18 protein-coding genes are annotated in these 23754 nt (G+C 64.1%); 9 read left to right on the top strand and 9 right to left on the bottom strand.

The window, feature by feature from the left end; translation table 11 throughout:
* Positions 1-13 precede the first annotated feature (13 nt).
* The 3 genes from NCR40_RS02510 to aspT (NCR40_RS02500) are packed head-to-tail and all read right to left on the bottom strand — an operon-like array spanning position 14 to position 4310.
* On the bottom strand, positions 14-859 hold the full coding sequence (locus tag NCR40_RS02510) for an aldo/keto reductase (protein ID WP_250508639.1): 846 nt from the start codon (positions 857-859) through the stop codon (positions 14-16).
* Between the two features lie 57 nt (positions 860-916).
* Entirely contained in the window at positions 917-2614 is a 1698-nt protein-coding gene (gene aspT / locus NCR40_RS02505) for an aspartate-alanine antiporter (RefSeq protein ID WP_250508638.1), read from the bottom strand.
* A gap of 13 nt (positions 2615-2627) precedes the next feature.
* Entirely contained in the window at positions 2628-4310 is a 1683-nt protein-coding gene (aspT, locus tag NCR40_RS02500) for an aspartate-alanine antiporter (protein ID WP_250508637.1), read from the bottom strand.
* Between the two features lie 480 nt (positions 4311-4790).
* Here aspT (NCR40_RS02500) and NCR40_RS02495 point away from each other — a divergent pair, with 480 nt between their 5' ends.
* Positions 4791-5801 (top strand): LysR family transcriptional regulator, encoded by a 1011-nt coding sequence (locus tag NCR40_RS02495; RefSeq protein WP_250491978.1) that lies wholly within the window; start codon positions 4791-4793, stop codon positions 5799-5801.
* A gap of 62 nt (positions 5802-5863) precedes the next feature.
* Positions 5864-6883 (top strand): 2-hydroxyacid dehydrogenase, encoded by a 1020-nt coding sequence (locus NCR40_RS02490; protein WP_250508635.1) that lies wholly within the window; start codon positions 5864-5866, stop codon positions 6881-6883.
* A gap of 9 nt (positions 6884-6892) precedes the next feature.
* Here NCR40_RS02490 and NCR40_RS02485 read toward each other — a convergent pair whose 3' ends face one another.
* On the bottom strand, positions 6893-7390 hold the full coding sequence (locus NCR40_RS02485; RefSeq protein WP_244827195.1) for a plasmid fertility inhibition factor family protein: 498 nt from the start codon (positions 7388-7390) through the stop codon (positions 6893-6895).
* Between the two features lie 172 nt (positions 7391-7562).
* Here NCR40_RS02485 and NCR40_RS02480 point away from each other — a divergent pair, with 172 nt between their 5' ends.
* From NCR40_RS02480 to pdeM, 4 genes are read left to right on the top strand one after another with little or no spacing between them, the layout of a single operon-like run.
* A complete protein-coding gene (locus tag NCR40_RS02480) occupies positions 7563-8660 on the top strand; it encodes a ligase-associated DNA damage response exonuclease (RefSeq protein ID WP_250508634.1) in 1098 nt (365 codons plus the stop codon).
* Entirely contained in the window at positions 8657-10312 is a 1656-nt protein-coding gene (locus tag NCR40_RS02475; protein WP_250508633.1) for an ATP-dependent DNA ligase, read from the top strand. Before NCR40_RS02480 ends, NCR40_RS02475 begins: the two co-directional genes overlap by 4 nt.
* A gap of 22 nt (positions 10313-10334) precedes the next feature.
* Entirely contained in the window at positions 10335-13112 is a 2778-nt protein-coding gene (locus NCR40_RS02470; protein WP_250508632.1) for a ligase-associated DNA damage response DEXH box helicase, read from the top strand.
* Between the two features lie 7 nt (positions 13113-13119).
* A complete protein-coding gene (pdeM, locus tag NCR40_RS02465) occupies positions 13120-13782 on the top strand; it encodes a ligase-associated DNA damage response endonuclease PdeM (RefSeq protein ID WP_244827191.1) in 663 nt (220 codons plus the stop codon).
* A 1-nt stretch (position 13783) separates the two neighbouring features.
* Here pdeM and NCR40_RS02460 read toward each other — a convergent pair whose 3' ends face one another.
* Positions 13784-14224: a hypothetical protein gene (locus NCR40_RS02460; RefSeq protein WP_250463406.1), complete on the bottom strand. Its 441-nt coding sequence runs from the start codon at positions 14222-14224 to the stop codon at positions 13784-13786.
* A gap of 313 nt (positions 14225-14537) precedes the next feature.
* Between NCR40_RS02460 and NCR40_RS02455 the strand changes: the two genes are divergently transcribed.
* Entirely contained in the window at positions 14538-15710 is a 1173-nt protein-coding gene (locus NCR40_RS02455) for an MFS transporter (protein WP_250463404.1), read from the top strand.
* Positions 15711-15762: 52 nt separating this feature from the next.
* Positions 15763-16935 (top strand): MFS transporter, encoded by a 1173-nt coding sequence (locus tag NCR40_RS02450; RefSeq protein WP_250508631.1) that lies wholly within the window; start codon positions 15763-15765, stop codon positions 16933-16935.
* A 200-nt stretch (positions 16936-17135) separates the two neighbouring features.
* Here NCR40_RS02450 and NCR40_RS02445 read toward each other — a convergent pair whose 3' ends face one another.
* The 3 genes from NCR40_RS02445 to hmgA are packed head-to-tail and all read right to left on the bottom strand — an operon-like array spanning position 17136 to position 21106.
* A complete protein-coding gene (locus tag NCR40_RS02445) occupies positions 17136-18470 on the bottom strand; it encodes an MFS transporter (RefSeq protein ID WP_250508630.1) in 1335 nt (444 codons plus the stop codon).
* A 15-nt stretch (positions 18471-18485) separates the two neighbouring features.
* The gene (gene fahA / locus NCR40_RS02440; RefSeq protein ID WP_250508629.1) at positions 18486-19772 is read right to left on the bottom strand and encodes a fumarylacetoacetase; all 1287 of its coding nucleotides are present in this window, start codon (positions 19770-19772) and stop codon (positions 18486-18488) included.
* On the bottom strand, positions 19769-21106 hold the full coding sequence (gene hmgA / locus NCR40_RS02435; RefSeq protein ID WP_250508628.1) for a homogentisate 1,2-dioxygenase: 1338 nt from the start codon (positions 21104-21106) through the stop codon (positions 19769-19771). The genes fahA and hmgA overlap by 4 nt, the downstream gene beginning before the upstream one ends.
* A 202-nt stretch (positions 21107-21308) precedes the next feature.
* Here hmgA and NCR40_RS02430 point away from each other — a divergent pair, with 202 nt between their 5' ends.
* Positions 21309-22130 (top strand): EAL domain-containing protein, encoded by an 822-nt coding sequence (locus tag NCR40_RS02430; RefSeq protein ID WP_250508627.1) that lies wholly within the window; start codon positions 21309-21311, stop codon positions 22128-22130.
* Here NCR40_RS02430 and NCR40_RS02425 read toward each other — a convergent pair.
* On the bottom strand, positions 22127-23674 hold the full coding sequence (locus NCR40_RS02425) for an FGGY-family carbohydrate kinase (protein ID WP_250508626.1): 1548 nt from the start codon (positions 23672-23674) through the stop codon (positions 22127-22129). The genes NCR40_RS02430 and NCR40_RS02425 overlap by 4 nt on opposite strands.
* Positions 23675-23754 lie beyond the last annotated feature (80 nt).

The raw sequence follows: 23754 nt of genomic DNA, 5'->3' as shown, positions 1-23754 counted from the left end.
CACTTGAGCCCGCTCAAAGCATCTCCAACCCGCGCTTCGCTTTTGGCGGCTTGAACTGCTGATCGATATCCGCCAGTTCATCCGCCGACAACGCAAGGTCGAGCGCCGCGCGATTCTCGCGGATATGCGCAATATCCGCGGCTTTAGGAATCGCGAAGACTTGCGGCTGTTGCAGCACCCACGCGAGCGCGACCTGAAACGCCGAAACACCGCGCGCCGCCGCGATCTTCTCCAGCGCCCCGCCCTTCGGTAGACGCGCGTGATCGACGGGGCTATACGCCATCGCCGGAATGCGGCGCTCGCGCAACCACGGCAGCAGGTCGAATTCGGGTCCACGACGCGCGACGTTATAGAGAATCTGATCGGTTGCGCAGGCATCGCCGTGATCGAGCGAAAAAAGTTCTTCCATGTCGTCGGTGTCGAAGTTGCTCACGCCCCAGTGGCGAATCTTGCCATCGCGCCTGAGCTTTTCGAAGCCCGCGATCACGCCTTCCAGATCCTCGCCGCCGCGCCAGTGCAGCAAGTAAAGATCGATGCGGTCCGTCGCCAGCCGCTTCAGGCTGCGCTCGCACGCGCTCTGCACGCCGCGTTCATTGCCGTTATGCGGATACACCTTGCTGACGATGAACAAGTCCTCGCGCCGGTCGCCGAGCGCTTCGGCGATCAGCTTTTCGCTTTCGCCATCGCCGTACATTTCGGCGGTATCGATGAGCGTCATGCCGAGTTCCACGCCCTCGCGCAATGCGGCGATCTCGGTCTTGCGGGTGTTCGGGCGTTCGCCCATCTCCCAGGTTCCCTGGCCGAGCTTTGGAATGGTTTCGCCGTTCGGCAACGTGACGGTTGGCAGTGTGTTCGCCATGGAAAGCCTCCTTGTGCTGAAGGCCGATTATGTCGCAAGGAGCACTCCAGGTCTTCGCTAGACCAGTCCGACGACGAGCGGCCCGAGCAAGGTCAGGAGCACGTTCGCAAGCGCGTAGGTGACGGCGAACGCAGCCGTCGGCACCGGGCTTTCCGCCTTGTCGAGCACGCCGCCGAACGCCGGATTCGCACTGCGCGACCCCGACAGCGCGCCCGCGAAAACCGCCGCGTTGTCGTAACGGAGGACATATCGGCCGAACAGCATCGTGAGAAGAAGCGGAAACAGCGTGACGAATACGCCGAGCAGAAAGATGGTCACGCCGCTTTGCTTCACCGTCACGACCGCCTGCAAGCCCGAGTTCAGGCCGACCACCGCGACGAACGCGGCCAGCCCGAAGTCCTTCAGCAATTGCGATGCGGCGGGCGGCATGACGCCATACATCGGATGCTTGCCGCGCATCCAGCCGAACAGAAGGCCCGTGAGCAGACAGCCGCCGCCCGAGCCGAGCGTGATCGGTATGCCACCCACGCGCACCACGATCAGCCCGATCAGCAGTCCCAGCACGATACCCACGCCCATGTAGATGAAGTCGGTCTTGTCGGTAAAGGGAAGCTCGTAACCGGCGGCATCGACGGCGCGCTTCGTGTCTTGCGGCGAACCGTAGACGGTGATCACATCGCCATGTTCGAGGCGCGTCTCCGGCAACACGGGCATAGGCGAACCGGCGCGCGAAATCTCCTGGATATAGACGCCGTGCCGCATGTCGCGATCCACGGTCGCGCGCAGCGCGGCGATCGTCGTGTGGTTCATGCCGCGCTTGGTGAATACGCCCTGACGCTTCTGCATGACGACGCTGATGCCGTCGGTGTCCGCGACTTCCTCGCCGAGTTGCGCCGCCGCGCTCACCATTACTTCGCGCCGTCCGACGACGAGCACGATATCGCCTGCCGCGAGCATGACGTCGGGACGCGCTTCGAGCGCCTTGCCGCCGCGCCGGATGCGCTCGATGGTGATCATGTCCGCTTCGGCCATTTCGAGGTCGGCCACCGTGCGGCCCGCCGCGCCGCTTGCCGCCGTCACGCGAAACGCCCGCCCGACGAGCGCGGGCAACGCGGAAACCTGGCCCGCCGCGGGCCCGGATGCGCCGCCGCCCGCAAGCTGCCGCTCGGCATCGACGGATGCTTCCTTCAGGCTCTGTCCCATGAACTTCGGCAGAATGTTCACGCAGACGATGATCGCGCCGAGCGAGCCGAAGACGTAAGTCACGGCATAGGCAATGGCGACATCGGACTGGAGCGCCTTCGCTTCGGCGGCCGGCAAGCCGAGCCGCGCGATGGCGTCGCCCGCCGTGCCGATGATCGCCGATTGCGTCAGCGCCCCGCCCGCGAGTCCGGCCGCGAGTCCCTTGTTCAATCCGAAGACCTTCGCGCAGACGATCACCGTGACGAGCGCGGAGACGGCCAGAAACACGGCCATCGCGATTTCGCGCAGCGTCTTGCGATTGAGCGAATTGAAGAACTGCGGCCCGGAGTCGTAGCCGACCGCATAGATGAACACGGCGAACATCACCGCCTTCACGCCATTGTCGATCTGCACGCCGATCTGGCTGATCGCCACCGCCGCGAGCAGCGAGCCGCCCACGCCGCCCAGCTGGAACTTGCCGAAGTTGACCTGGCCGATGAGATAACCCGCCGCGAGCGAAAGAAAGAGCGCCGTTTCGGGCGACTTCTGAAAGACGAGGTGCAGCCATTCCATGTCGATGTCCCCTTCAGCCGAGCTTGCTTGCCAGCCCGACGACGAGCGGCCCGAGCAGCGGCAGCAGCACGTTCGAGATCGCATAGGTGATGGTGTAGCCGATCACGGGCGTCGCGTTGCCCGTCACGCCGACGAGCGCGCTGATGGCGGGCGTGCTGCACTGCTGGCCGGCGATCGCGCCGAGCAGCATCGGCACTTCGAGCTTGAGCAGCATCCTGCCGATAAAAAGCGACGCGAGCGCGGGCCCCAGCGTGATGACGATGCCCGCAAGCGGCAGCGCGATACCGAATTCGCGAATCAGCCGCAGCGCGTCCGCGCCCGCCGACAAGCCCACCGCCGCGATGAAGGTGCACAGCCCGAAGTCCTTGAGAATCTGCGCGGCAGCGGATGGCAACGAGCCGATCACCGGATAGCGCGAACGAATCCAGCCGAACAGAAGACCCGCGAGAAGACAACCGCCGCCCGTGCCGAGCGTGATGTCGATGCCGCCGACACGCGCAGAAAACCGCCCGATCGCGATGCCCGCGATCACGCCGAGCCCGAGATACACGAAGTCGGTTTTTTGGGTCGCGCGGATGATGTAGCCGAGCTTCGACGCGCCGCGCGCGACATCTTCCTTGTTGCCGACGAGCGTCAGCACATCGCCGCGATGCAGTTGCGTGCCGGGCAACGCGGGAATGGTGCTGTCCAGTCGCGTCACGGCCGCGACGAAGACGCCGCGCCCTTCGCCCGGCGCGGCGCGGGCGCGCGCCTGGGCAAGCGTGAGGCCGTGCAGCGCGCGCGCTGTGAGCATGACATCGACTTTCTCGACGTAGACATCCGAGACGCCGCCGCCGAACACTTCCTCGCCGATGGCGGGCAGTGCCTCGACGATCGCCTCGCGGCGGCCGCCGACCATCACGCGGTCGTTCGCCTTCAAGATGACCGACGGCTGCGCCTTGATGACCGAGCGGTCGCGCAACACGCGCTGCACGCTGATGTTGTTGCCGAAGCGCTTTTCAAGATCGCCGATGGACTGGCCCGCGCCCGCCGTCACTTTTAGTTCGCGTCCGGCGAGAGGCGGCGCGGCAAGCGTCTGCCCTTCGGACAGCGCGCCGTCGCCACCGAGCTTGCGCCACACGCGCTCGGCTTCATCGCGCAGATTAACGCGCAGGATGAGCGGCGCGAACTGGCTCGAAAAGAGCACGATCGTGACAAGCCCGAACAGGTAGCTCACGCTGTACGCGGTCACGATATTCGCCTGCAAGCGCGCGATTTCCGCGGCCGGAAGCCCAAGCCGCCCGATGGCCTCGGACGCCGTGCCGATCACGGCCGATTCGGTGGCGCCGCCGGCCAGAAGTCCCGCCGCCGTGCCTGGATCGAGCCTGAGCAGGCGCACGCTCAGGAGCACGAGCGCCACCACCACCACGACTTCCACGAGTGAGAGGATGCCGTAGCGCCAGCCGCGTCCGACATTCGCGAAAAACTGCGGGCCGCCCGTGAATCCGAGCGCAAAGATAAAAAGCGCGAAAGCGATATTTTTCAGATCGGGGGAAATTCGCGCGCCGCTTTGCCCGAGAATCAGCGCGACGATAAGCGTGCCGCAAACGCCGCCCAGCTGAATCGGCCCGAGTTTGAAAGACCCAATAAAAAAACCGATCGCGAGACTCGCGAAGAGGGCTATTTCCGGTTGCGCCTTTAACAGAGTCCACAGCATGGTTGGTGTAGATCCGGTTGATTGTCGACAGAACCTCGGGTTTATTTATTAGCTCTCAAGCCGGGAAAATCCCGATTGGATTTTATCCAATTCAGCAAAGCGGAGATACGTTTCTTAACATAAACCCACTACTAATCTCACGGTTAATTAAAATGCTGCTTTTTAGTATCCACACAATACTTCATACGACTTCGTTATGGCTTTGCCGGCAAGCATAAGCGCGGTTCCGTGCGATATCGCACCTTCAGGAGCAGATTCGTATAAAAATCAACCATCAAGTCCGTGCGTCTACGAAAAACCGAAATAAAACCCGTCACGTGCGCAATTACTCTATTTACCTTAAAAAATTAAATATTGCATTTCTTTCGTCCTGTCAATATTATCCGTTTAAAGAACAAAACGAGGGTCAACAAAAGTGAACGGCCGTATCTTTGGATGCGCCTAACTCACTCCATCGCTGTACAACCTGAGGGCTGCACAATGAATCAGATCCATGCAATGCGAGTTTTCGTTCGGGTAGCCGATACCGAAAGCTTCAGACGAGCCGCCCAGCAACTAGACGTCTCAAATGCCTTGGTGACACGGGCAATTGCCATGCTCGAAGCGCATTTGCGAACGCGTTTGATTAACCGGACCACGCGAAATCTTTCTCTCACGGAAGCCGGCACACGCTATCTCGAAGGCTGTCGGGCTCTGCTGGAAGAACTGGATCATCTTGAGTCGGCAGTTACCCATACCGAAGGCGAACCTAGCGGCACTTTGCGCGTGGTGGCATCGAGCGCGCTTTCACTCCTAACCCTTACTCCGTTAATCGACGGATTCAGAAAGCTTTATCCGAAAGTCAATGTGCGCCTGACGCTCGCCGAACGTCACGTCGATCTCGTCGAAGACGGCTATGACGTGGGAATCGTCACCGCGTTCATGGTGTCGAGCACCGCGCTCGTCGAACGTCCCGTCGGCAATAACGCGCTCGTGCCCGTTGCCACGCCCGCGTATCTCGCTGAACACGGCACGCCCGCCACGCCAACCGATCTACAGTCCATGCCGTCCGTTGGGCTACCCAGCGAGATACGAAGCTCTTCCTGGCATTTCCGGCACCGCCATGGAGCAGCGGACCAAGTTGCCCTCGCTCCCGTCTACTCGGTCAACAGTGCGCTGATGGTGCGCCTTGCGACGATGCGTGACATGGGCTTTTCGATCCTGCCCGAAGGCATCGTCAACCGGGATATCGCAGACGGCACGCTCGTGCGGCTCTTGCCCGAGTACACCATCGACGACCCGGAGATGAAAGTGTCGATCGTCTATCCGGGACGTCAATATCTGCCTGCCAAGACGCGCTTTTTCATCGACTACGCGCTTGAAAGGCTCACTCAGGAAGTGACCTCGGCATCGTCCAAGCCAGATGAAATCTATCGGCCGACGCCCCCCGCCTTCAAACCCGCACCGGGCGCAGGCGTGACGCCTGCCGTCACCTCGGCGACCCACCACTAACCCCAAAGGCGTGCGGCTTATCTCACAGGCCGGTACGCGTCGATTCTTGCCTGTGACGAAACATGTCGAGCGCCCATTCCCATCGCCTCATTCTCTTTAGCAGCCGTCAGTACGACGCCGATACGTTTTGTCAGGCTAACGAATCGTTCGGCGTCGAGCTCGATTTTCGCGAAGCTCATCTCGACGCGCAGACGGCCATCCTTGCGCAAGGTTTCACGGCCGTCTGCCCATTCGTCAACGATCTCGTCGACGCCGCCGTACTCGAAAAGCTCCACGCAGGCGGCACGCGTCTGGTCGCATTGCGCTCGGCGGGCTTCAATCATGTCGATCTGCATGCGGCCAAGCGCCTTGGCATCGCCGTCACGCGCGTTCCCGCGTATTCGCCGCATGCGGTGGCGGAACACGCGGCCGGCATGATCCTCACGCTCAATCGCCGGCTGCATCGCGCGGTGGCGCGCACGCGCGAAGGCGATTTCTCGCTCAAGGGCCTGCTCGGCTTCGATCTGTATGGCAAGACCGTCGGCGTGGTCGGCACGGGTATCATCGGGCGCACGTTCGGCAAGATCATGGCGGGCTTCGGCATGCAGGTGCTCGCCTACGATCCAGGACCGCCAGCCACGGACCTGCTCGAACGCGGCGCGCGCTATGTCGCTCTGGACGAACTGCTCGCGAACTCCGATGTCGTCTCGCTGCACTGTCCGCTCCTGCCCGCGACCTATCACATGATCGACGAACGCGCGCTCGCAAGCATGAAGCGCGGCGCCATGCTCATCAATACCGGACGCGGCGGGCTCGTGGAAAGCAATGCGTTGATCGGCGCGCTGAAGAGCGGCCAGTTAGCGCATCTCGGACTGGATGTCTACGAGGAAGAAGGCGGTCTTTTCTTCGAAGACCATTCGGACCACTTGCTTCAGGACGACGTGCTCGCGCGTCTCCTCACGTTTCCGAACGTCATCATTACCGCGCATCAGGCGTTTTTTACGCGCGAGGCGTTGATCGAGATTGCATCGACCACGCTCGGCAACCTCATCGCATGGGCGAACGGCACGCCACGTAATCTGGTCGATGCCCCCGCCGCCTGACCGGCGCAATCACATATCGCCGTATTCCGCGCTCGCTTCGCCGGGCGCGGCGCACATGGCAAGCAGCATGGCCGCTTCGCGCTCGTGCACTTCCACCGGCATGCAAAGCGCGCCCGCATGAGCCAGATAGCGCGCGCGATGCTGCCCGTTGCGAAACGCGATCACACCCTCACGATGCACGCCCAGCAAGCCGAGAAAACCCGACGAGCGGCGCACGCTGATGGTCACGTAAGGCATCTCCGGCACACGCGGATTGTCCGGGTCGAGAAACTCGCGGATACCGCGTACCTTGCCCGCGTGCCAGTCGGTGACGGCCTTGAGCACGTAGTCGGTGTCGTCGCGATTGGCGCATTCGAGCAGTTTCCTGACATCGACGAGTACGACCTGATGGCGGGAACCCGGGTCGTTGAAGACCCGTTTCAGGCGCACGAAGTCGTACTGAGGATGGCCTTGCAGCCTGACGATCCAGACCGCTTCTGCGGCGGTCGGCGCTACGATCGTATCCATGTTCGGCACCAAAAAGACGAGCGGCGCGCGCCCCGTGCGCGCGTATCGCGAGATGAAGCGGCGATAGATGAGTCAGTTTAAACTTTTACACCCTAGCGGTTAATCGTGAAAGCACCATGACGGGCACGTGGCGTGCTTTTGTGGTCGGAATCGAACACTATTGGCAAGCTGCATGCCTCAACGTCTCGTGGACACCTCTTACGACCTGATCGTCGCGCGGCCCGAAGGGCTGTTTTGCCCGCCGGGCCGCTTCTATATCGACCCGTGGCGACCGGTCGAACGCGCCGTGATCACACATGCGCATGCGGACCACGCACGCTTCGGACACGCGCGCTATCTCACCGCCGAAGCAGGGCTGGGCGTGTTGCAGTCGCGCCTTCCGGGCATCGACGTTCAAGGTCTGCCTTATGGCGAGAGCGTCGACGTGAACGGCGTGACGGTCTCGCTGCATCCCGCCGGACATGTGCTCGGCTCGGCGCAAGTGCGCGTGGAGCACGGCGGCCGCGTGTGGGTCGCATCCGGCGACTACAAGGTCGAGCCCGATCCCACGTGCGCGCCCTTCGAGCCCGTGCGCTGCGATACCTTCATCACGGAATCGACCTTCGGCTTGCCGATCTATCGATGGGAACCGTCCAAGGCCGTGTTCGATGGCGTCGATGCATGGTGGCGGCATAACGCCGCCGAAGGCCGCGCTTCCGTGCTCTTCTGCTATTCGTTCGGCAAGGCGCAGCATGTGCTCGCGGGCATCGACAGGAGTATCGGGCCGATCTTCTGTCATGGCGCGGTCGAGCCGCTGAATCGCGCCTATCGCGATGCGGGTGTCGACCTGCCGCCGACGCGCCTCGTCAGTGAAATCGCCGCGCGCGACAAGGCCAAGTTCAAGGGCGCGCTGATCGTCGCGCCGCCATCCGCGCAAGGCAGCACGTGGATGCGCCGCTTCGGCGATTACAGCGATGCCTTCGCGTCCGGCTGGATGCGTCTGCGCGGCACGCGGCGGCGCAAGGGCGTGGACCGCGGCTTCGTGTTGTCCGACCATGCGGACTGGCCGGGCCTGCAACTCGCGATAGGCGCGACGGGCGCGGAACGCGTGATCGTCACGCACGGACAGATCGAGCCGATGGTGCGCTGGCTCACCGAGCAAGGTCTCGAAGCAGGCGCGTTCACGACCGAATACGGCGACGACGCCATCGAAGCCGATGCCGCCGATGCGCCCGCCGAAGTCTCTGCGCCAGCCGCGACCGACGCGTCAGCCGAGACCGCGCCGCAATGAAACGCTTCGCGACGCTCTATACGGCGCTCGACGCCACCACATCGACGAACGAGAAGCTCGAAGCGCTGATCGCCTACTTCTCGGGCGCCGCGGCCGAAGACGCGGCGTGGGCGTCGTACTTCCTTGCAGGCGGCAAACCGCGCCAGTCGGTGCCGACGCGCCTCTTGACCGAACTCGCCCGCGAACGCGCGGGTCTGCCGGATTGGCTCTTCGAGGAGTCGTATCAGGCCGTCGGCGATCTCGCGGAGACGATTGCGCACGTGCTCCCGCCCGCCTCGCGCGAATCGGAACTCGGGCTTGCTCAATGGATCGAGGAGCGCGTGCTGACCTTGCGTGGCGTGTCGCCGGCGGAGTTGCGCGAGCGGCTGCTCGGTTACTGGGACGAACTCAACTGGGGCGAGCGCTTCCTGCTCACCAAGCTGATCGGCGGCGGTTTTCGTGTGGGCGTCGCGCGGCAACTCGTCGTGCGCGCGCTCGCGCAAGTGGCGGGCGTCGATCACAAGCGCATCGCGCAACGCATGGTCGGCTGGACCGATTCGCGCCAAAGCCCGAGCGCGGCGCGTTATCTTCGGCTGATCGCGCCGACAGCCGAAGGCGATGACGTCGATACCCCGCACGAAAGCGATATCGGCCTGCCGTTTCCCTTCTTTCTCGCGCATCCGTTGCAAATCGATCCGGCGACGCTCGGCGCGCCATCGGACTGGATCGCCGAATGGAAGTGGGACGGCATTCGCGCGCAGATCGTCAAGCGCGCGGGCCGCGTGTGGATCTGGTCGCGCGGCGAGGATCTCGTCACGGAGCGCTTTCCGGAGCTTGCCGCGCTTGGCGCCGCACTGCCCGACGGCACCGTGATCGACGGCGAGATTCTCGCGTGGGAACCGGGCGCGGACGCACCGCTGCCGTTCGCGCGTCTGCAGCCGCGCATCACGCGCAAGTCGCTGACGAAGAAAGTGCTCGCCGATTCTCCCGCCGCGATGCTCGCCTACGATCTGCTCGAAGCCGATGGCCGCGACCTGCGCACCGAGCCTTTGGAAACGCGTCGTGCGAAGCTGGATGCGCTGGCGGCATCGCTCGCGGTGGATGTCTTGCGCGTGTCGCCGCTCGTGGTGGCGCCCAATTGGGAGACGCTCGCCGGCTTGCGCGGCGAAAGCCGCGCGCGCGGTGTCGAAGGGCTCATGCTGAAAGAGCGCATGTCGATGTATGGCGTCGGCCGCACCAAGGCGTCGGGCACCTGGTGGAAGTGGAAGATCGATCCCTACGCCATCGACGCCGTCCTGCTCTACGCCCAGCGCGGCCATGGCCGGCGCGCGAGCCTCTACACGGATTTCACCTTCGCGGTCTGGGACGAAGCGGACGGCGTGCGCACGCTGGTGCCGTTCGCCAAGGCCTATTCCGGCTTGACCGACGAGGAAATGCGCAAGGTCGATGCAATCGTGCGCAAGACGACCATCGAAAAATTCGGTCCGGTGCGCAGCGTCACGCCGACGCTCGTGTTCGAGATCGGCTTCGAGGGCATTCAGGCGAGTCCACGCCACAAATCGGGCATCGCGGTGCGCTTTCCGCGCATGCTGCGCTGGCGGACCGACAAGACTATCGAGGACGCCGATACGCTCGACATGCTCAAGGGGTTTTTGAACGAGGCGGTGGCATGAGAAGCTCGCGCGGAGCATCGGCATGAGTGAACTCGACGATGCGGACGGTATCGATACGCCCGACACGCCCGACACGTCGGCGCGATCCAGGCGCCGTGCGCCGCGTCCGCGTCGCGTGCCGCGCACGCAGGCGGCGCAGGCCAAGCTCGATGCCGCCGCCGAGCTATTCAAACCCGCGCCATTTGAATACGACGCGCAGGAAGCCGCGAAGCCGATGGACGAACGCATCACGCGCTGGTTCGATTCGCGCGGCTGGCAGCCGTTCGAGTTTCAGCGGGAAGTCTGGCGTGAGATCGAACGAGGCGCGAGCGGCTTATTGCATGCGACCACGGGCGCGGGCAAAACATGGGCCGTGTGGCTCGGGGCGCTTGCGGCGTACGCGGGACCGCCGAAGCCCAAAGCGGGCGCGAAGCGTAAAGGCAAGACCGCTGGCAATTCCCGGCTCGACGAGCAAAGCCGCGCGCTTGCTGTTGCGGACCCGGAGGACAGCGCGCAATCCACTGCAAAGACCGCCGACCGCGTTGCCGCCATCACCGACAAAACGCCCCTCCCCGCGCCGCTCACCGTGCTGTGGATCACGCCGATGCGCGCCCTCGCCGCCGATTCCGCCCGCGCCTTGCAAACGGCGGTGACGGCGCTCTCGGTGCCGTGGACCGTCGGCTTGCGCACGGGCGATACGTCATCCACGGAACGCTCGCGTCAGAACCGCCGCATGCCTTCCGCGCTCGTCACCACGCCGGAAAGCCTCACGCTCATGCTCACGCGCGCCAACGCGCGCGAAGAACTCGCGCACGTGCGGCTCGTCGTGGTCGACGAATGGCATGAACTGCTCGGCAACAAACGCGGTACGCAGACGCAACTCGCGTTCGCCCGCCTCGCGCGCTGGCGTCCCGAGGTGCAAATCTGGGGTCTCTCCGCCACGCTCGGCAATCTCGCGCTCGCGCACGACGCGCTGCTGCATCCCGTGCGCACGCCACGCGTCATCGTGCGCGGCGCGCAGCCGAAAACGCTCGTCGTCGACACGCTGATTCCCGAGACCATCGAGCGCTTTCCGTGGGGCGGCCATCTCGGCGTGCGCCAGGTCGGACCCGTCGCCGATGAAATCGAGCACGCGCAAAGCTCGCTCGTCTTCACCAATACCCGCTCGCAATCCGAGATCTGGTATCGCGCGCTTCTGGAGTTGAAGCCGGAGTGGGCCGGGCTCATCGCGCTGCATCACGGTTCGCTCGACAAGGAAGTGCGCGACTGGGTCGAACTCGGTCTGAAGAACGGGCAGCTGAAAGCCGTCGTCTGCACGTCGAGTCTCGATCTCGGCGTCGATTTTCTGCCGGTGGCTCGCGTGTTTCAGATCGGCTCGCCCAAAGGCGTCGCGCGTCTCATGCAGCGCGCCGGACGTTCGGGACACGCGCCGGGGCGTGTGTCGCGCGTGACCATCGTGCCGACGCATGCGCTCGAACTCGTGGAGGCGGCTGCGGCGCGCTGGGCCATCGGCGAGCGGCGTATCGAAGGACGAGACATGCCGCTCAAGCCGCTCGATGTCCTCGTGCAGCATCTCGTGACCGTGGCGATAGGCGGCGGCTTCACGCCCGCCGACATGTTCGACGAAGTACGCACGGCGTATGCGTATCGCGATCTCACGCAGGCCGAATTCGACTGGGCGCTCGCCTTCGTCGAACGCGGCGGCACTTCGCTTTCGGCGTATCCGGATTATCACCGCGTCGTTCATGGCGACGACGGCGTGTATCGCGTGCCGCGCGAGGACCTCGTGCGCAGGCATCGAAATAATGTCGGGACCATCGTCGCCAATGCGACCATCAGCGTGGCCTACATGACGGGCGGACGGATCGGCGCGATGGAAGAATCGTTCATCTCGCGCCTGAAACCGGGCGATGTCTTCACCTTCGGCGGCCGCGCGCTCGAACTCGTGCGCGTGCGCGACATGACCGCCTACGTGAAACGCGCGACCTCCTCGCGCGGCGCGATGCCGCAATGGGCCGGCAGCAAGATGCCGCTCTCGTCCGAGCTCTCGGAAGCCGCGCTCGTCATGCTCGCGCGCGCCAACGACGGCATCTACGACGAACCCGAAATGCGCGCCGTGCAACCGCTGCTCGACTTGCAGGCGAAATGGTCCGCGCTGCCGGGACCGGGCGTGCTGGTCGTCGAAAGCGTGCGGTCGCGCGAAGGACATCACTTCTTTTGTTATCCATTCGCCGGGCGCATGGCGCACATCGGGTTGGGCTCGCTCATCGGCTGGCGCGTCGCGCGCGATCAGCCCAGCACCTTTTCCATTTCGATGAACGATTACGGCTTCGAACTGCTGTCGGCGCGGCCGTTCGACTGGGAGACGCTCATCGAGGAAGGGCTTTTCTCGGCGGAAAATCTCGAGCACGACATTCTCGCGAGCCTCAATGCCTCTGAATTGTCGGCGCGGCGCTTCCGGGAAATTGCGCGCGTGTCGGGGCTGATTTATCAAGGGCATCCGGGGCAGCAGAAAAGCGCGCGGCAATTGCAGGCGTCGAGCGGGCTTTTCTACGAAGTGTTCCGCAAGCACGACAGCGGCAATCTGCTGCTCACGCAGGCCGATCAGGAAGTCATGTTGCAGGAACTCGAACTCGGCCGCATCCGCGCCGCGCTGCAACGCATGAGCGAAAGCCGTCTCGCGCTCACGCATCCGAAGAAGCCGACGCCCTTTGCGTTTCCGCTGATCATCGCGCGTCTGCGTGAAAAGGTGAGTACCGAAAAGCTGTCGGACCGCGTGGAGCGTATGCTTGCCGATCTGGAAAAAGCAGCGCAAGCATAGGATGCAAATGGCAATTGAAGCACTGACGGTCGACGTGAACGGTCACGCGCTCCTGCTTTCGGCGGAGCGCGCGGCCTTCGATCCCATTCTAATGACGCTCTTCATCGCCGACGCCCACTTCGGCAAGGACGCCGTGTTTCGCGCGCGCGGCATTCCAGTGCCAGTCGGCACGACGGCGGAAAGCCTGATGCGGCTCGATACGCTCGTCGCCACGCATAAACCTGAAGCGATCGTGTTTCTCGGCGATCTGCTCCATGCGCGCGAGTCGCATGCCGATGAAACGCTTACGGCGCTACATGCGTGGCGCATGCGGCATCGGCAAATGCGGCTCGTGCTGGTCGAAGGCAATCACGACAAGCACGCGGGCGCGCTGCCCGAAGCGTTCGGCGTGGAACTCGTGAAGGAGCCGTATCGGCTGGGACCGTGGGCGCTTTGTCATCATCCGCAAACCGTGGACGATGCCTACGCGCTCGCCGGACATGAACACCCTGTGTACCGGCTCGCGACGCGTGCCGACAGCGTGCGGCTGCCGTGCTTTCGCTTCGGCCAACGCTCGGGCGTGCTGCCCGCGTTCGGCGCGTTCACTGGCGGTTTCGAGGTCAACGGCGACGTGCGCGGCGAAGCGGTTTATGTCGTGGCGGGCGAACGCGTCTTCAACGTGCGCAACTGAGTCAGTGATATGTCGACGTCGACGATTGCAGCTTGGTCAATGTCCCGCGCTGATAGCCGTACCAGCCGGACGACGTCTGCATGACGACTTCCTCGCCTTGCCAGAACACGCGTTTGACGACGAGCCTCTTGCCGATGCGCTGCACGAGCGGCGGCTTGTGACGAAAGTCGTAAAGCACGGGACCGACGTCGGTCTGCACGAGCGAGCGCGTGAGCGTGTCGGATGCGCCCGTCTGGTCGAAATGCACGACGCGCTTGGCGTCGAAGCGGTCGAAGGTATCGGTGCCGAGCACGGCGGCGAAGCCCGATTCGTCGCGCAGAAAATTGAGCGCGCCCGCCGACGTGGCAATGGGTCCGGTGGCGCTGCTTTGCGCCTGCGCGTGAACCGAGACGAGCAGCGCGGCAGCAAAGGCGGCGCCGAAAAAACTTTTGAGTTGGGACATGTCAATCAGTGGATGCTGCGTTTTTCCAACACTCGCCCAGAACTTCGCTCGCGCAAGCAATGGCGTCCTGTCAGAACCTTACTAGAAACATCTGACGTCAACTAGCGGCCGCGCGGGTAAAACTCCGTCGACGAGGCGGCATTCGTCAAAATATCCGTTCGCGGGAGTGCATTGTCCGGGCCGAGCAGACTAAGGGTTTCCACCAGCATCAAAAATGACCTTTCGGTAGAATCCGAGCCTTCACTCGCCGACATTCGCGCCGCTCATTCCGACGACGCGCGCCGCGCGACACACCGCACTCGCACCCTCCGCCATGCCTCTGCCCCTTCTCGCTCTCGCCATCGCCGCGTTCGGCATCGGCACGACAGAATTCGTCATCATGGGCCTGCTGCCCAACGTCGCGCGCGATCTCGCGGTATCGATTCCGGCGGCAGGCATGCTCGTTTCGGGCTATGCGCTCGGCGTGACCATCGGCGCGCCGATTCTTGCCGTCGTCACGGCGAAGATGCCGCGCAAGAAGGCGCTCATGGGGCTGATCGGCGTGTTTATCGTCGGCAATACGCTTTGCGCGCTCGCGCCGAATTACTGGGTGCTGATGGGCGCGCGTATCGTCACCGCGTTCTGTCATGGCGCTTTCTTTGGCATCGGCTCGGTGGTCGCGGCCGATCTGGTCGCGCCGAACCGCCGCGCGCAGGCCATCGCGCTGATGTTCACCGGCCTCACGCTCGCCAACGTGCTCGGCGTGCCGCTCGGCACCGCGCTCGGCCAAGCGGCCGGCTGGCGCGCGACCTTCTGGGTCGTGACCTTGATCGGCCTCGCCGCGGCGGGCGCGCTCGCGGTTTGCCTGCCGAAGCACATCGAGATGCGCGAGACCAGCATCCTGCGCGAATTCGACGTGCTCAAGAACCCGCAGGTGCTGATGGTGCTCGGCATCAGCGTGCTGGCTTCGGCGAGCCTGTTCTCGGTCTTTACCTACATCACGCCGATTCTCGAGGATGTCACCGGTTTCACGCCGCACGCCGTGACTTACGTGCTGCTGTTGTTCGGCCTCGGCCTCACGGTCGGCAGCACGCTTGGCGGCAAGCTCGCCGACTGGAAGCTGTTGCGCTCGCTGCTGACGTTCCTCTTGTCGATCGTCGTGATCCTCACGATTTTCGCGGGCGCCATGCACGAACCGGTCTCGGCGATGATCACCATCTTCCTGTGGGGCGTGCTCGCGTTCGCGATCGTGCCGCCTCTGCAGATCCTGATAGTGAACCGCGCGAGCGATGCGCCCAATCTCGCCTCCACGCTCAACCAGGGCGCGTTCAATCTGGGCAACGCCACGGGCGCGTGGCTGGGCGGCTGCGTCATCAGCGCAGGCGCGCCGCTGACTTCGCTGCCGTGGGTCGGCGTGCTGATGGCGTGCTGCGCCTTTGCGCTCACGCTGCTTTCCGCGACGCTCGACAAGCGTGCGCGGCGCGTTGCGTTCGGGCAGGCCGCTTGAGGCTGCTGCCGATCCTCACGGGTTCTCGGCGAAGCGAGCGGCACGGCGGTATATGAAGGGCATTCTTTCTCGCGACTTTCTCGCGCTCATACTGAGTGTCGCGGTGGTCGGCCTCGGGCTAGGCGCAACCATTCCGCTCACCGCGCTTGCACTCACGCAAGCCGGGTTCGGCACGGGCATCGTCGGCCTGATGACGGCGATGCAGGCAGGCGGCGGACTGGCCGTCGCGCCTTGCGCAAGCCGCGTTGCGAGTCGGCTGGGCGCACGCGGGACGATTGTCGGGGCGGTGATCGTCGCAGCGTTCGCGACCATCGCGATGCAGTTCACCGTGAATTTGTGGCTATGGGCCGTGCTGCGCTTTCTATGCGGCGCGGCGCTGATGCTGCTATTCACCATTGGCGAAGCATGGGTCACGCAGCTCGCCGACGACTCCACGCGCGGGCGCGTCGTCGCCATTTACGCGACCAACTTCACTCTGTTTCAGATGACGGGGCCGGTGCTCGTCAGCGCCATCGGCGGCTGGACTTCGGCGCGCTTCGCCGTCTGCGGCGCGATCTTTCTGCTGGCGCTGCCCGCGCTCGCCTCGATTCGCGGCACGCCGCACACGCTTGCATCGCACGACGAACACGCTACCGCTGGCGACTGGCGGCATGTGTTGCCGCGCATGCCCGCGCTCGTGATCGGCACGGGTTTCTTCGCGCTCTTCGACACGCTCGCGCTTTCGCTGATGCCGCTCTTCGCGATCTCGCACGGCGTCGGCGCGGACGTGGGCGTGCTGTTCGCCTCCGCCATCCTGTTCGGCGATACCTTTATGCAGTTTCCCATCGGCTGGCTGGCGGACCGTATCGGGCGCACGAAGGTGCATGTCGGCGCGGGCGTGGTGGTCACGCTGCTGCTGCCGCTGCTGCCGTGGGCGGTCGAGTATCCGTGGTTGTGCTGGCCGCTCCTGTTCGTGACCGGCGCGGCGGCGGGCAGCGTCTATACGCTGTCTATCGTTGCGTGCGGCGAGCGCTTTCGCGGCACGGCGCTGGTGTCGGCGACGGCTATCGTCGGCGCTTCGTGGAGCGTGGCGAGTTTCGGCGGGCCGATCATCGCGGGGACATTGATGGATCGCGTGAGTCCGGATGCGCTGATTGGCGTGCTGGTGGTCGCGGCGGCGGCGTTTCTGGGCGCGGCGGCTTGGGAGAAGCGCGCTTCGACAGATGACGCTGATTGCGTTTCCTGAACGTCCAACGCGCCGTCTTTCTGTCGGATCCGGTTGCGAGCGCGCCACCGGATGCGTCGCCCTCGCAGGCATGGCGCACACGCCGTTACGCGCGGGCTTCGTTGCACATCTGGATCGTGCCGACCGAAGGCCGCGCGGCGGCATGACGCGGCATAATGCGCCGGCGCCGGCTTCGCTTGAGGAATCAAGCTTCCATCACATCAGGCCGTCTGCGCCGCCCCACTTCGCTCCCGCCGCACGAAAGCCAGCACGCCGACCAGCAACGCCGAGCAAAACACCGGCAACGCCGCCGCATGAAAGAGCGACGCATTGCTCCATCCGAGCGCGATCATCTGTCCGCCGACGAGCGGCCCGATCACCGACCCCACGCGTCCGATGCCCAGACTCCAGCCGATGCCCGTGGACCGCAGCGAGGTCGGATAAAAATGCCCCGCGAGCGCATTCACCGCAGGCTGTCCACCGACGATGCAGAACCCGCCCGCAAACACCGCGACGAATAGCCAGAACTGCACGTGCGCCACGCCGCCGATCATCCCCACGCTCACCGCGCCCACGAGAAAGCAGGCCAGCAACACACGCACGAAGCCGAATCGTTCGATGAACCAGCCGAGCATGAGCGTGCCTACCACGCCGCCCGTCTGCAACAGCGTGCCGACCAGCACGGCCATGCCCGGCGAGTATCCCGCATCGCGCATCACGGTCGGCAGCCAGTTCGACAGGAAGTACAGATCGATGAGATTCATGAAGCTGATCGCCCACAAGATCAGCGTGACCGGCCCGCGGCCCGCGCGGAACAGTTCGGCGACCGGCGCGCCCGAACTCGCTTTTTCGCGGACGACGAGCCGCGTCGAGGCATCGATGGCAAGCGACGGATCGAACTTCGCGAGCCAGTCGCGGGCGCGCGCCTCGCGGCCCTTCAACACGAGAAATTGCAGCGATTCAGGCAGCGCGATGACCATCCATACCGCGAGCAACAAAGGCACCAGGCCGCCGACCCAGAACACCGAACGCCAGCCGAAAGCAGGGATCAGCGCCGCGCTCACGAAGCCGCCCAGCGCCGCGCCGAGCGTGAAGCCGCACGAGACGAGCATCATCCGCTTGACGCGATGCTCGGCCGTCGAGAACTCGCCGACGAGCGCCATTGCGTTCGGCATGATGCAGCCGAGGCCAAGACCCGTCACGAAACGCAAGGCCGCGAGCACCGGCAAGCTGTCGGTGAACGCGGTTGCGATCATCGAGAACGCGAAGAAAAACGTCGAGCCGATCAACACCGGCCTGCGCCCGATGCGATCCGCCAGCACCGACAAGCCGAGCGCGCCAAGCAGCATGCCGAAAAGACTCGCGCTGAAAACCGGCCCGAGCGCCGCCTTCGACACGTGCCAGTCCGCGATGACGGCCGGCGCAACGTAACCCATCGCTTGCGCGTCGAAGCCATCGATCACGAGGCATAGTCCGCACAACACGAGCAGCATCGCCTGAAAGCCGGGCCGGTGCGCGTGGCCAAGCGCGCTCTCCACATCGACCGCATTCGCCATGTTCAATCCTTGAAATTATTTGCGCGCCGCGAGGATGCGCCCCGCGCACTCGCCGAAACCAATGCGATAACCCTCGCCCTGACACCATCCGCGCAAGGTGACTTCATCGCCGTCCTGAAGGAACGCGCGCTCGCCGCCTTCGACGAGGCTCAACGGCCGTTGTCCGTTCCACGTGCTTTCGAGCAAACTGCCGCACGATTGCGGCGTCGCGCCACTGATGGTGCCGGAGCCCATGAGATCGCCCACGCGCGTATTGCAGCCCGATGCCGTGTGATGCGTAAGCTGCTGCGCCATCGACCAGTACATCAGCCTGAAATTGGTGCGCGAGATGGTCGTGGCGCGGCTCACACCCTCCGGCCTCAGCGTCACTTCCAGGTCGATGTCGAACGCGTGCTCGCCCTCATGCCGCAGATACGCGAGCGGTTGCGGCTCCTGCACGGGCGTCGCGGTGCGGAAGGGTTCGAGCGCGTCGAGCGTGACGATCCACGGCGAAATGGTGGTCGCGAACCCTTTCGCGTTGAACGGTCCGAGAGGCACGTATTCCCATTGCTGGATGTCGCGCGCGCTCCAGTCGTTGAGCAGCACCATGCCGAAGATATGCGACTCCGCATCCGCGCAGGCAATCGGTTCGCCGAGCGCATTACCGCGCCCGATGATGAAACCCGTCTCCAGCTCGATATCCAGCTTGCGGCATGCGCCGAACACCGGCCGCTCTTCGTTGGGCGCTTTCAACTGGCCGTTCGGGCGGCGCACCGGCGTGCCGCTCACCACCACCGACGACGCGCGTCCGTTATAGCCGATCGGCATCTCGGACCAGTTCGGCAGCAGCGCATTCTTCGGATCGCGGAACATCGAGCCGACGTTGGTCGCGTGTTCCTTCGAGGAATAGAAGTCCGTGTAGCCGGGAATTTCGACGGGCAGATGGAGCGTTGCATCGGCGCGCGGAACGAGCGTGCGGCGGCGCAATGCGGAGTCGTCGCGCAGCGTGGATGCGCCCTCTTGCAGCAGGCCGCCGAGCGCGCTGCGCACCGCGCGCCACGTATCGCGTCCGAGCGCGATGAAGTCGTTCAGACGCGGCGCGTTGAAGGTGCCGTGACCATCGACGAGACGCGCTTCTTCGAGCGCCGCCAGGTCCACGATCCAGTCGCCGATAGCCACACCCGCGCGCGGCCGCGGATTCACCGGGTCGCTGAAGATTCCAAACGGCAGGTTCTGGATCGGAAAGTCGCTCGCCGGATCATTGGCGGAGTCGAGCCAGCTTCTGAGTTGCGGCGCACGCGTCGCGGGAAGCGCGTCGTTCATCGTTGCTCCGGGTTGAAGTGTTTCGTGAGCCCCTGCCAGCACTCGTAGTAATGCGCCTGCAATTGCGCGGTTTCGAGCGCGAACTGCGTCGGCTTGATGAGCGTGCGCGTCTCGAACATGAAGGCGAGTGTGTCGCCGACCTTCGCGGGCTTCGAGGTATCGCTTCTCGATGCCTTTTCGAAGGTATCCGCGTCCGGCCCGTGTCCCGACATGCAGTTGTGCAGACTCGCGCCGCCCGGCAGGAAGCCCTCGGCCTTCGCGTCGTAGACACCATGCACGAGGCCCATGAATTCGCTCGCCACATTGCGATGGAACCAGGGCGGCCGGAACGTGTCCTCGGCGGCGAGCCAGCGCGGCGGAAAAATCACGAAGTCGATGCTATCGACGCCCGGCGTATCGCTCGGCGATTGCAGCACGAGAAAGATGGACGGATCGGGATGATCGAAGCTGATCGAACCGATGGCGTTGAAGTGGCGCAGGTCGTATTTGTACGGCGCGTAATTGCCGTGCCATGCGACCACGTCGAGCGGCGAATGGCCGATATCCGCGCGCCACAGCACGCCATTCATCTTGGCGATGAGTTCGAACGCGCCTTCGCGGTCCTCATAAGCCGCGTGCGGCGTGAGGAAATCACGCGGATTGGCGAGCCCGTTCGAACCGATAGGCCCGAGATCGGGCAACTGCAGCAACGCGCCGAAGTTCTCGCAGATATAGCCGCGCGCTTCGCCATCCGGCAGCGCCACGGCAAAGCGCACGCCGCGCGGAATCACCGCGATCTCGAACGGCGCGATATCGAGCTTGCCGAGTTCAGTCCAGATCGCGAGCCGCCCTGCTTGCGGCACGATCAGCAATTCGCCGTCCGCGCTGTAGAAGAAGCGCTCGTGCATCGAACGGTTCGCCGCGTACAGATGAATCGCGCAGCCGCTCATGGATTCGCCGGCGCCGTTGCCGGCCATCGTCACCCAGCCGTCGACGAAATCGGTCGGCGCGGCGGGCATCGGCAGCGGGTCCCAACGCAACTGGTTCGGCGGCGTGGGCGGCACATCGGCGAAATTGGCGACGAGCCGCGCGCGCGAGGCATCGCCAGTCAATTGCACGAACGGCCGATGCACTGCCGCCGGCCGGATGCGGTACAGCCACGAGCGCCGGTTATGCGCGCGCGGCGCGGTAAAAGCCGTGCCGGAAAGCTGCTCCGCATAAAGACTGTAGGCCGCGCGCTGCGGCGAGTTGCGGCCGATGGGCAGCGCGCCCGGCAACGCTTCGGTCGCGAAGTCGTTGGCGAAACCCGACTGATAGTGCGCGCTGGCGTCGGTATGCGTGTCGAACGTCGGCATGGTCGTGATCCTCGATGAGTGCCATCGCGTGGTATTTACGAATGGTAAAACCAATTACGTTTAGTGAAATTTGTCGTAAACCCTGAGCGTGGCTTATCCCACCCGCATATGAATATGTGAATTTGGCGCAAGCCACGGCGCCATGCGCTGGTACCATCGACGGAATTCGTCCCGCCTTGGAAGCCTCAACGCCGAACGCGCCATGATCACCCCGTCCGTGACAGAACTCGTCAACCGCGCCAAGGCGCATCCGTTTCTCGGCGCGCATATCGTGCTGGGCGAAGGCGAGCACGCGGGACAAGCGGTGGCGAACTATGGCGAGTTGCGTATTGCAAGCGCGTATGAGCCGATCTTCGATGTCGGCACGCATAGCTTTCCGCAAATGTTGAGCGCGTCGCCCGAGAGCGCCGAGCGTTTCGGCGACGAACTCGGCGTGCAGGCGCAGACGCTGATCGAAGGCGATACTCCGCACGATCCCTTTGGCCAACTGGACAACGACCGCGAACTCGTCGCGCTCGACCGGTTATCGCGCGCGCTGCATGCGTTCAATTTCTTCGGCGCGCAAAAGCCCGGTCTGCTGTTTTTGCGCGTGCATGAGCGGTTATTGAAGAGCGTGAAGTACGACCACGGTCTGCACTTTTCGTCGGTGTTGCTGGAGTTCGGCGTGAATCCCGGACGCATCGTGATCGAATTGCCGGCGGCGGCCGTCGCGCACAAGACGTTTCTCGGCTACCTCATCAAAAGCTATCAGCGCTACGGTTTCAAGGTAGCGGGCAATCTGCCCAATGCCGGGCAGATCATGGCGGTATCGGACATGGCGCGGCTCGACTTCATCAAGATGGATGCGCGCGCCGCCTTGCGCGATTCCGTGGTCAAGCATCTGGTGGCGTATGCGCATAGGCTGCGCATTCCGCTCATCTTCAGCAATGTCGCCGATGCCGCGCAGTTCAATGCGCTCGAACAATACGACGTGCACTTCGTGCAAGGGCCGGTGTTCGACGCGCATCCCGGAGAATTGCGTTAGCTGTCGCTGCGCAGGCGATGCATCAGCGGCTTCAGCGCCGGATACAGATCGAGATAGACGCCGAAGCGGTCTCTATAAACGCGTTGCCGTGCTTCGTCCGGCTCTGCGCGATCCACGAGCGTGACCCAGCCGCCTTCCGCCGTTTCGCGTGAGATGAGATTGGCACCGAGCGCCGCGAGCAAGGCCGCGCCCATCGCCGCTTCGACTTCCTGTTCGATGGATTGCACGGGATAACCCGTTACATCCGCGATGATCTGCATCCACAGGTCAGAATGCGCCGCGCCGCCGACCACGATCAGCTTGTCATCCAGCGATTGCGCGCCGCGCCGCCCTGCTTCCATGTTGTGCTTCAACGCAAACGCGACGCCTTCGAGCACCGCGCGATAGAGCGTCGCGCGCGTGTGAAAGAGATTCAAGCCCACGAACGTGCCGCTCGCGTGGGCATCCCAGACGGGGCTGCGCTCGCCCATCAGATAAGGCAGGAACACGACGCCGTCCGAACCCGCCGCGACCTTGGCCGCCGCATCTTCGAGCAGCCGATGCGGATCGCCATCGGGTATTTGCTTGGCTGCCGCGATCTCGGCCTGACAGAACTGATCGCGATACCACGCGACGCACGCGCCGGCCGTGCTGGCGCCACCGAACACGTAGAGATCGCGCTTGCCGTTGTAGACGTGCGGCATGGAGACGAGACCGTGTCGCGCATCGACGCTCTGGTTGATGTAGCCCCAGCACATGCTCGTGCCGATCATCGCGACATGGTGACCCGCGCGCGTCACGCCCGCCGCGAAAGTGGCGACGGCCGCATCGACGCCGCCCGCGACGATCGGCGTGCCCGCCGCAAGCCCGAGCTTGTCCGCCCACTGCGGCAACAGCCCGCCCACGATCTCCGACGACTCGACGAGCCGCGCGGGCATCATCGACACGGGAATGCCGAGCATGCCGAGCGCTTCTTCCGACCACGCGCGGCGGCCGATGTCGTACACGCCGCCGATGTTGCCCGCCGAGCTGTGATCGATCGCGAGTTCGCCCGTGAGGCGCTGGATGATAAACGCGTTCGGCGGCAGGAAATAGCGCGTCTTCTTCCAGACTTCCGGCTGCTGCTCGCGCATCCACAGAATTTTCGTGAAGCCGTAGTAGCTGTCGACGCCGTTGCCGGTGATCGCCTCGATGCGCGCCATATCCACGTTCTGCCGCACCCATTCGACTTGCGCGGTCGCGCGGCGATCCATCCAGATGAGGCACGGGTAAAGCGCTTCCATGTCGTCGTCGACGGGAATGCCCGAGCCGCCGTAGAGACTGCTCACGCAGACCGACTTGATTTGATCGGCCGCGACGCCCTTCGCGCGCGCTTTCGCAACGCAGCCGCTCAAGGCTTCGGTCACGGCATCGAACCAGACGGACGGCCATTGTTCGGCCCAGAGCGGCTTCGGTGTATCCGGATGATAGGCGCTCGAATGTTGCGCGACGATTGCGCCAGTCGTATCGACCAGGAGCGCCTTCGTGCTCTGCGTGCCGATGTCTATGCCGATCACGTAATCCATGCTTTGTCTCCGACTCGTATCTTTCTGTGTGGTTTGCCGCGTCATTGCCTATGGTTGATGCAGACCTTCGTTCAACGCCG

It is taken from the genome of Caballeronia sp. GACF4 (genome assembly GCF_023631025.1).
Classification (GTDB): Bacteria; Pseudomonadota; Gammaproteobacteria; order Burkholderiales; family Burkholderiaceae; genus Caballeronia.
This window is presented reverse-complemented; position numbering and strand designations above follow the sequence as displayed.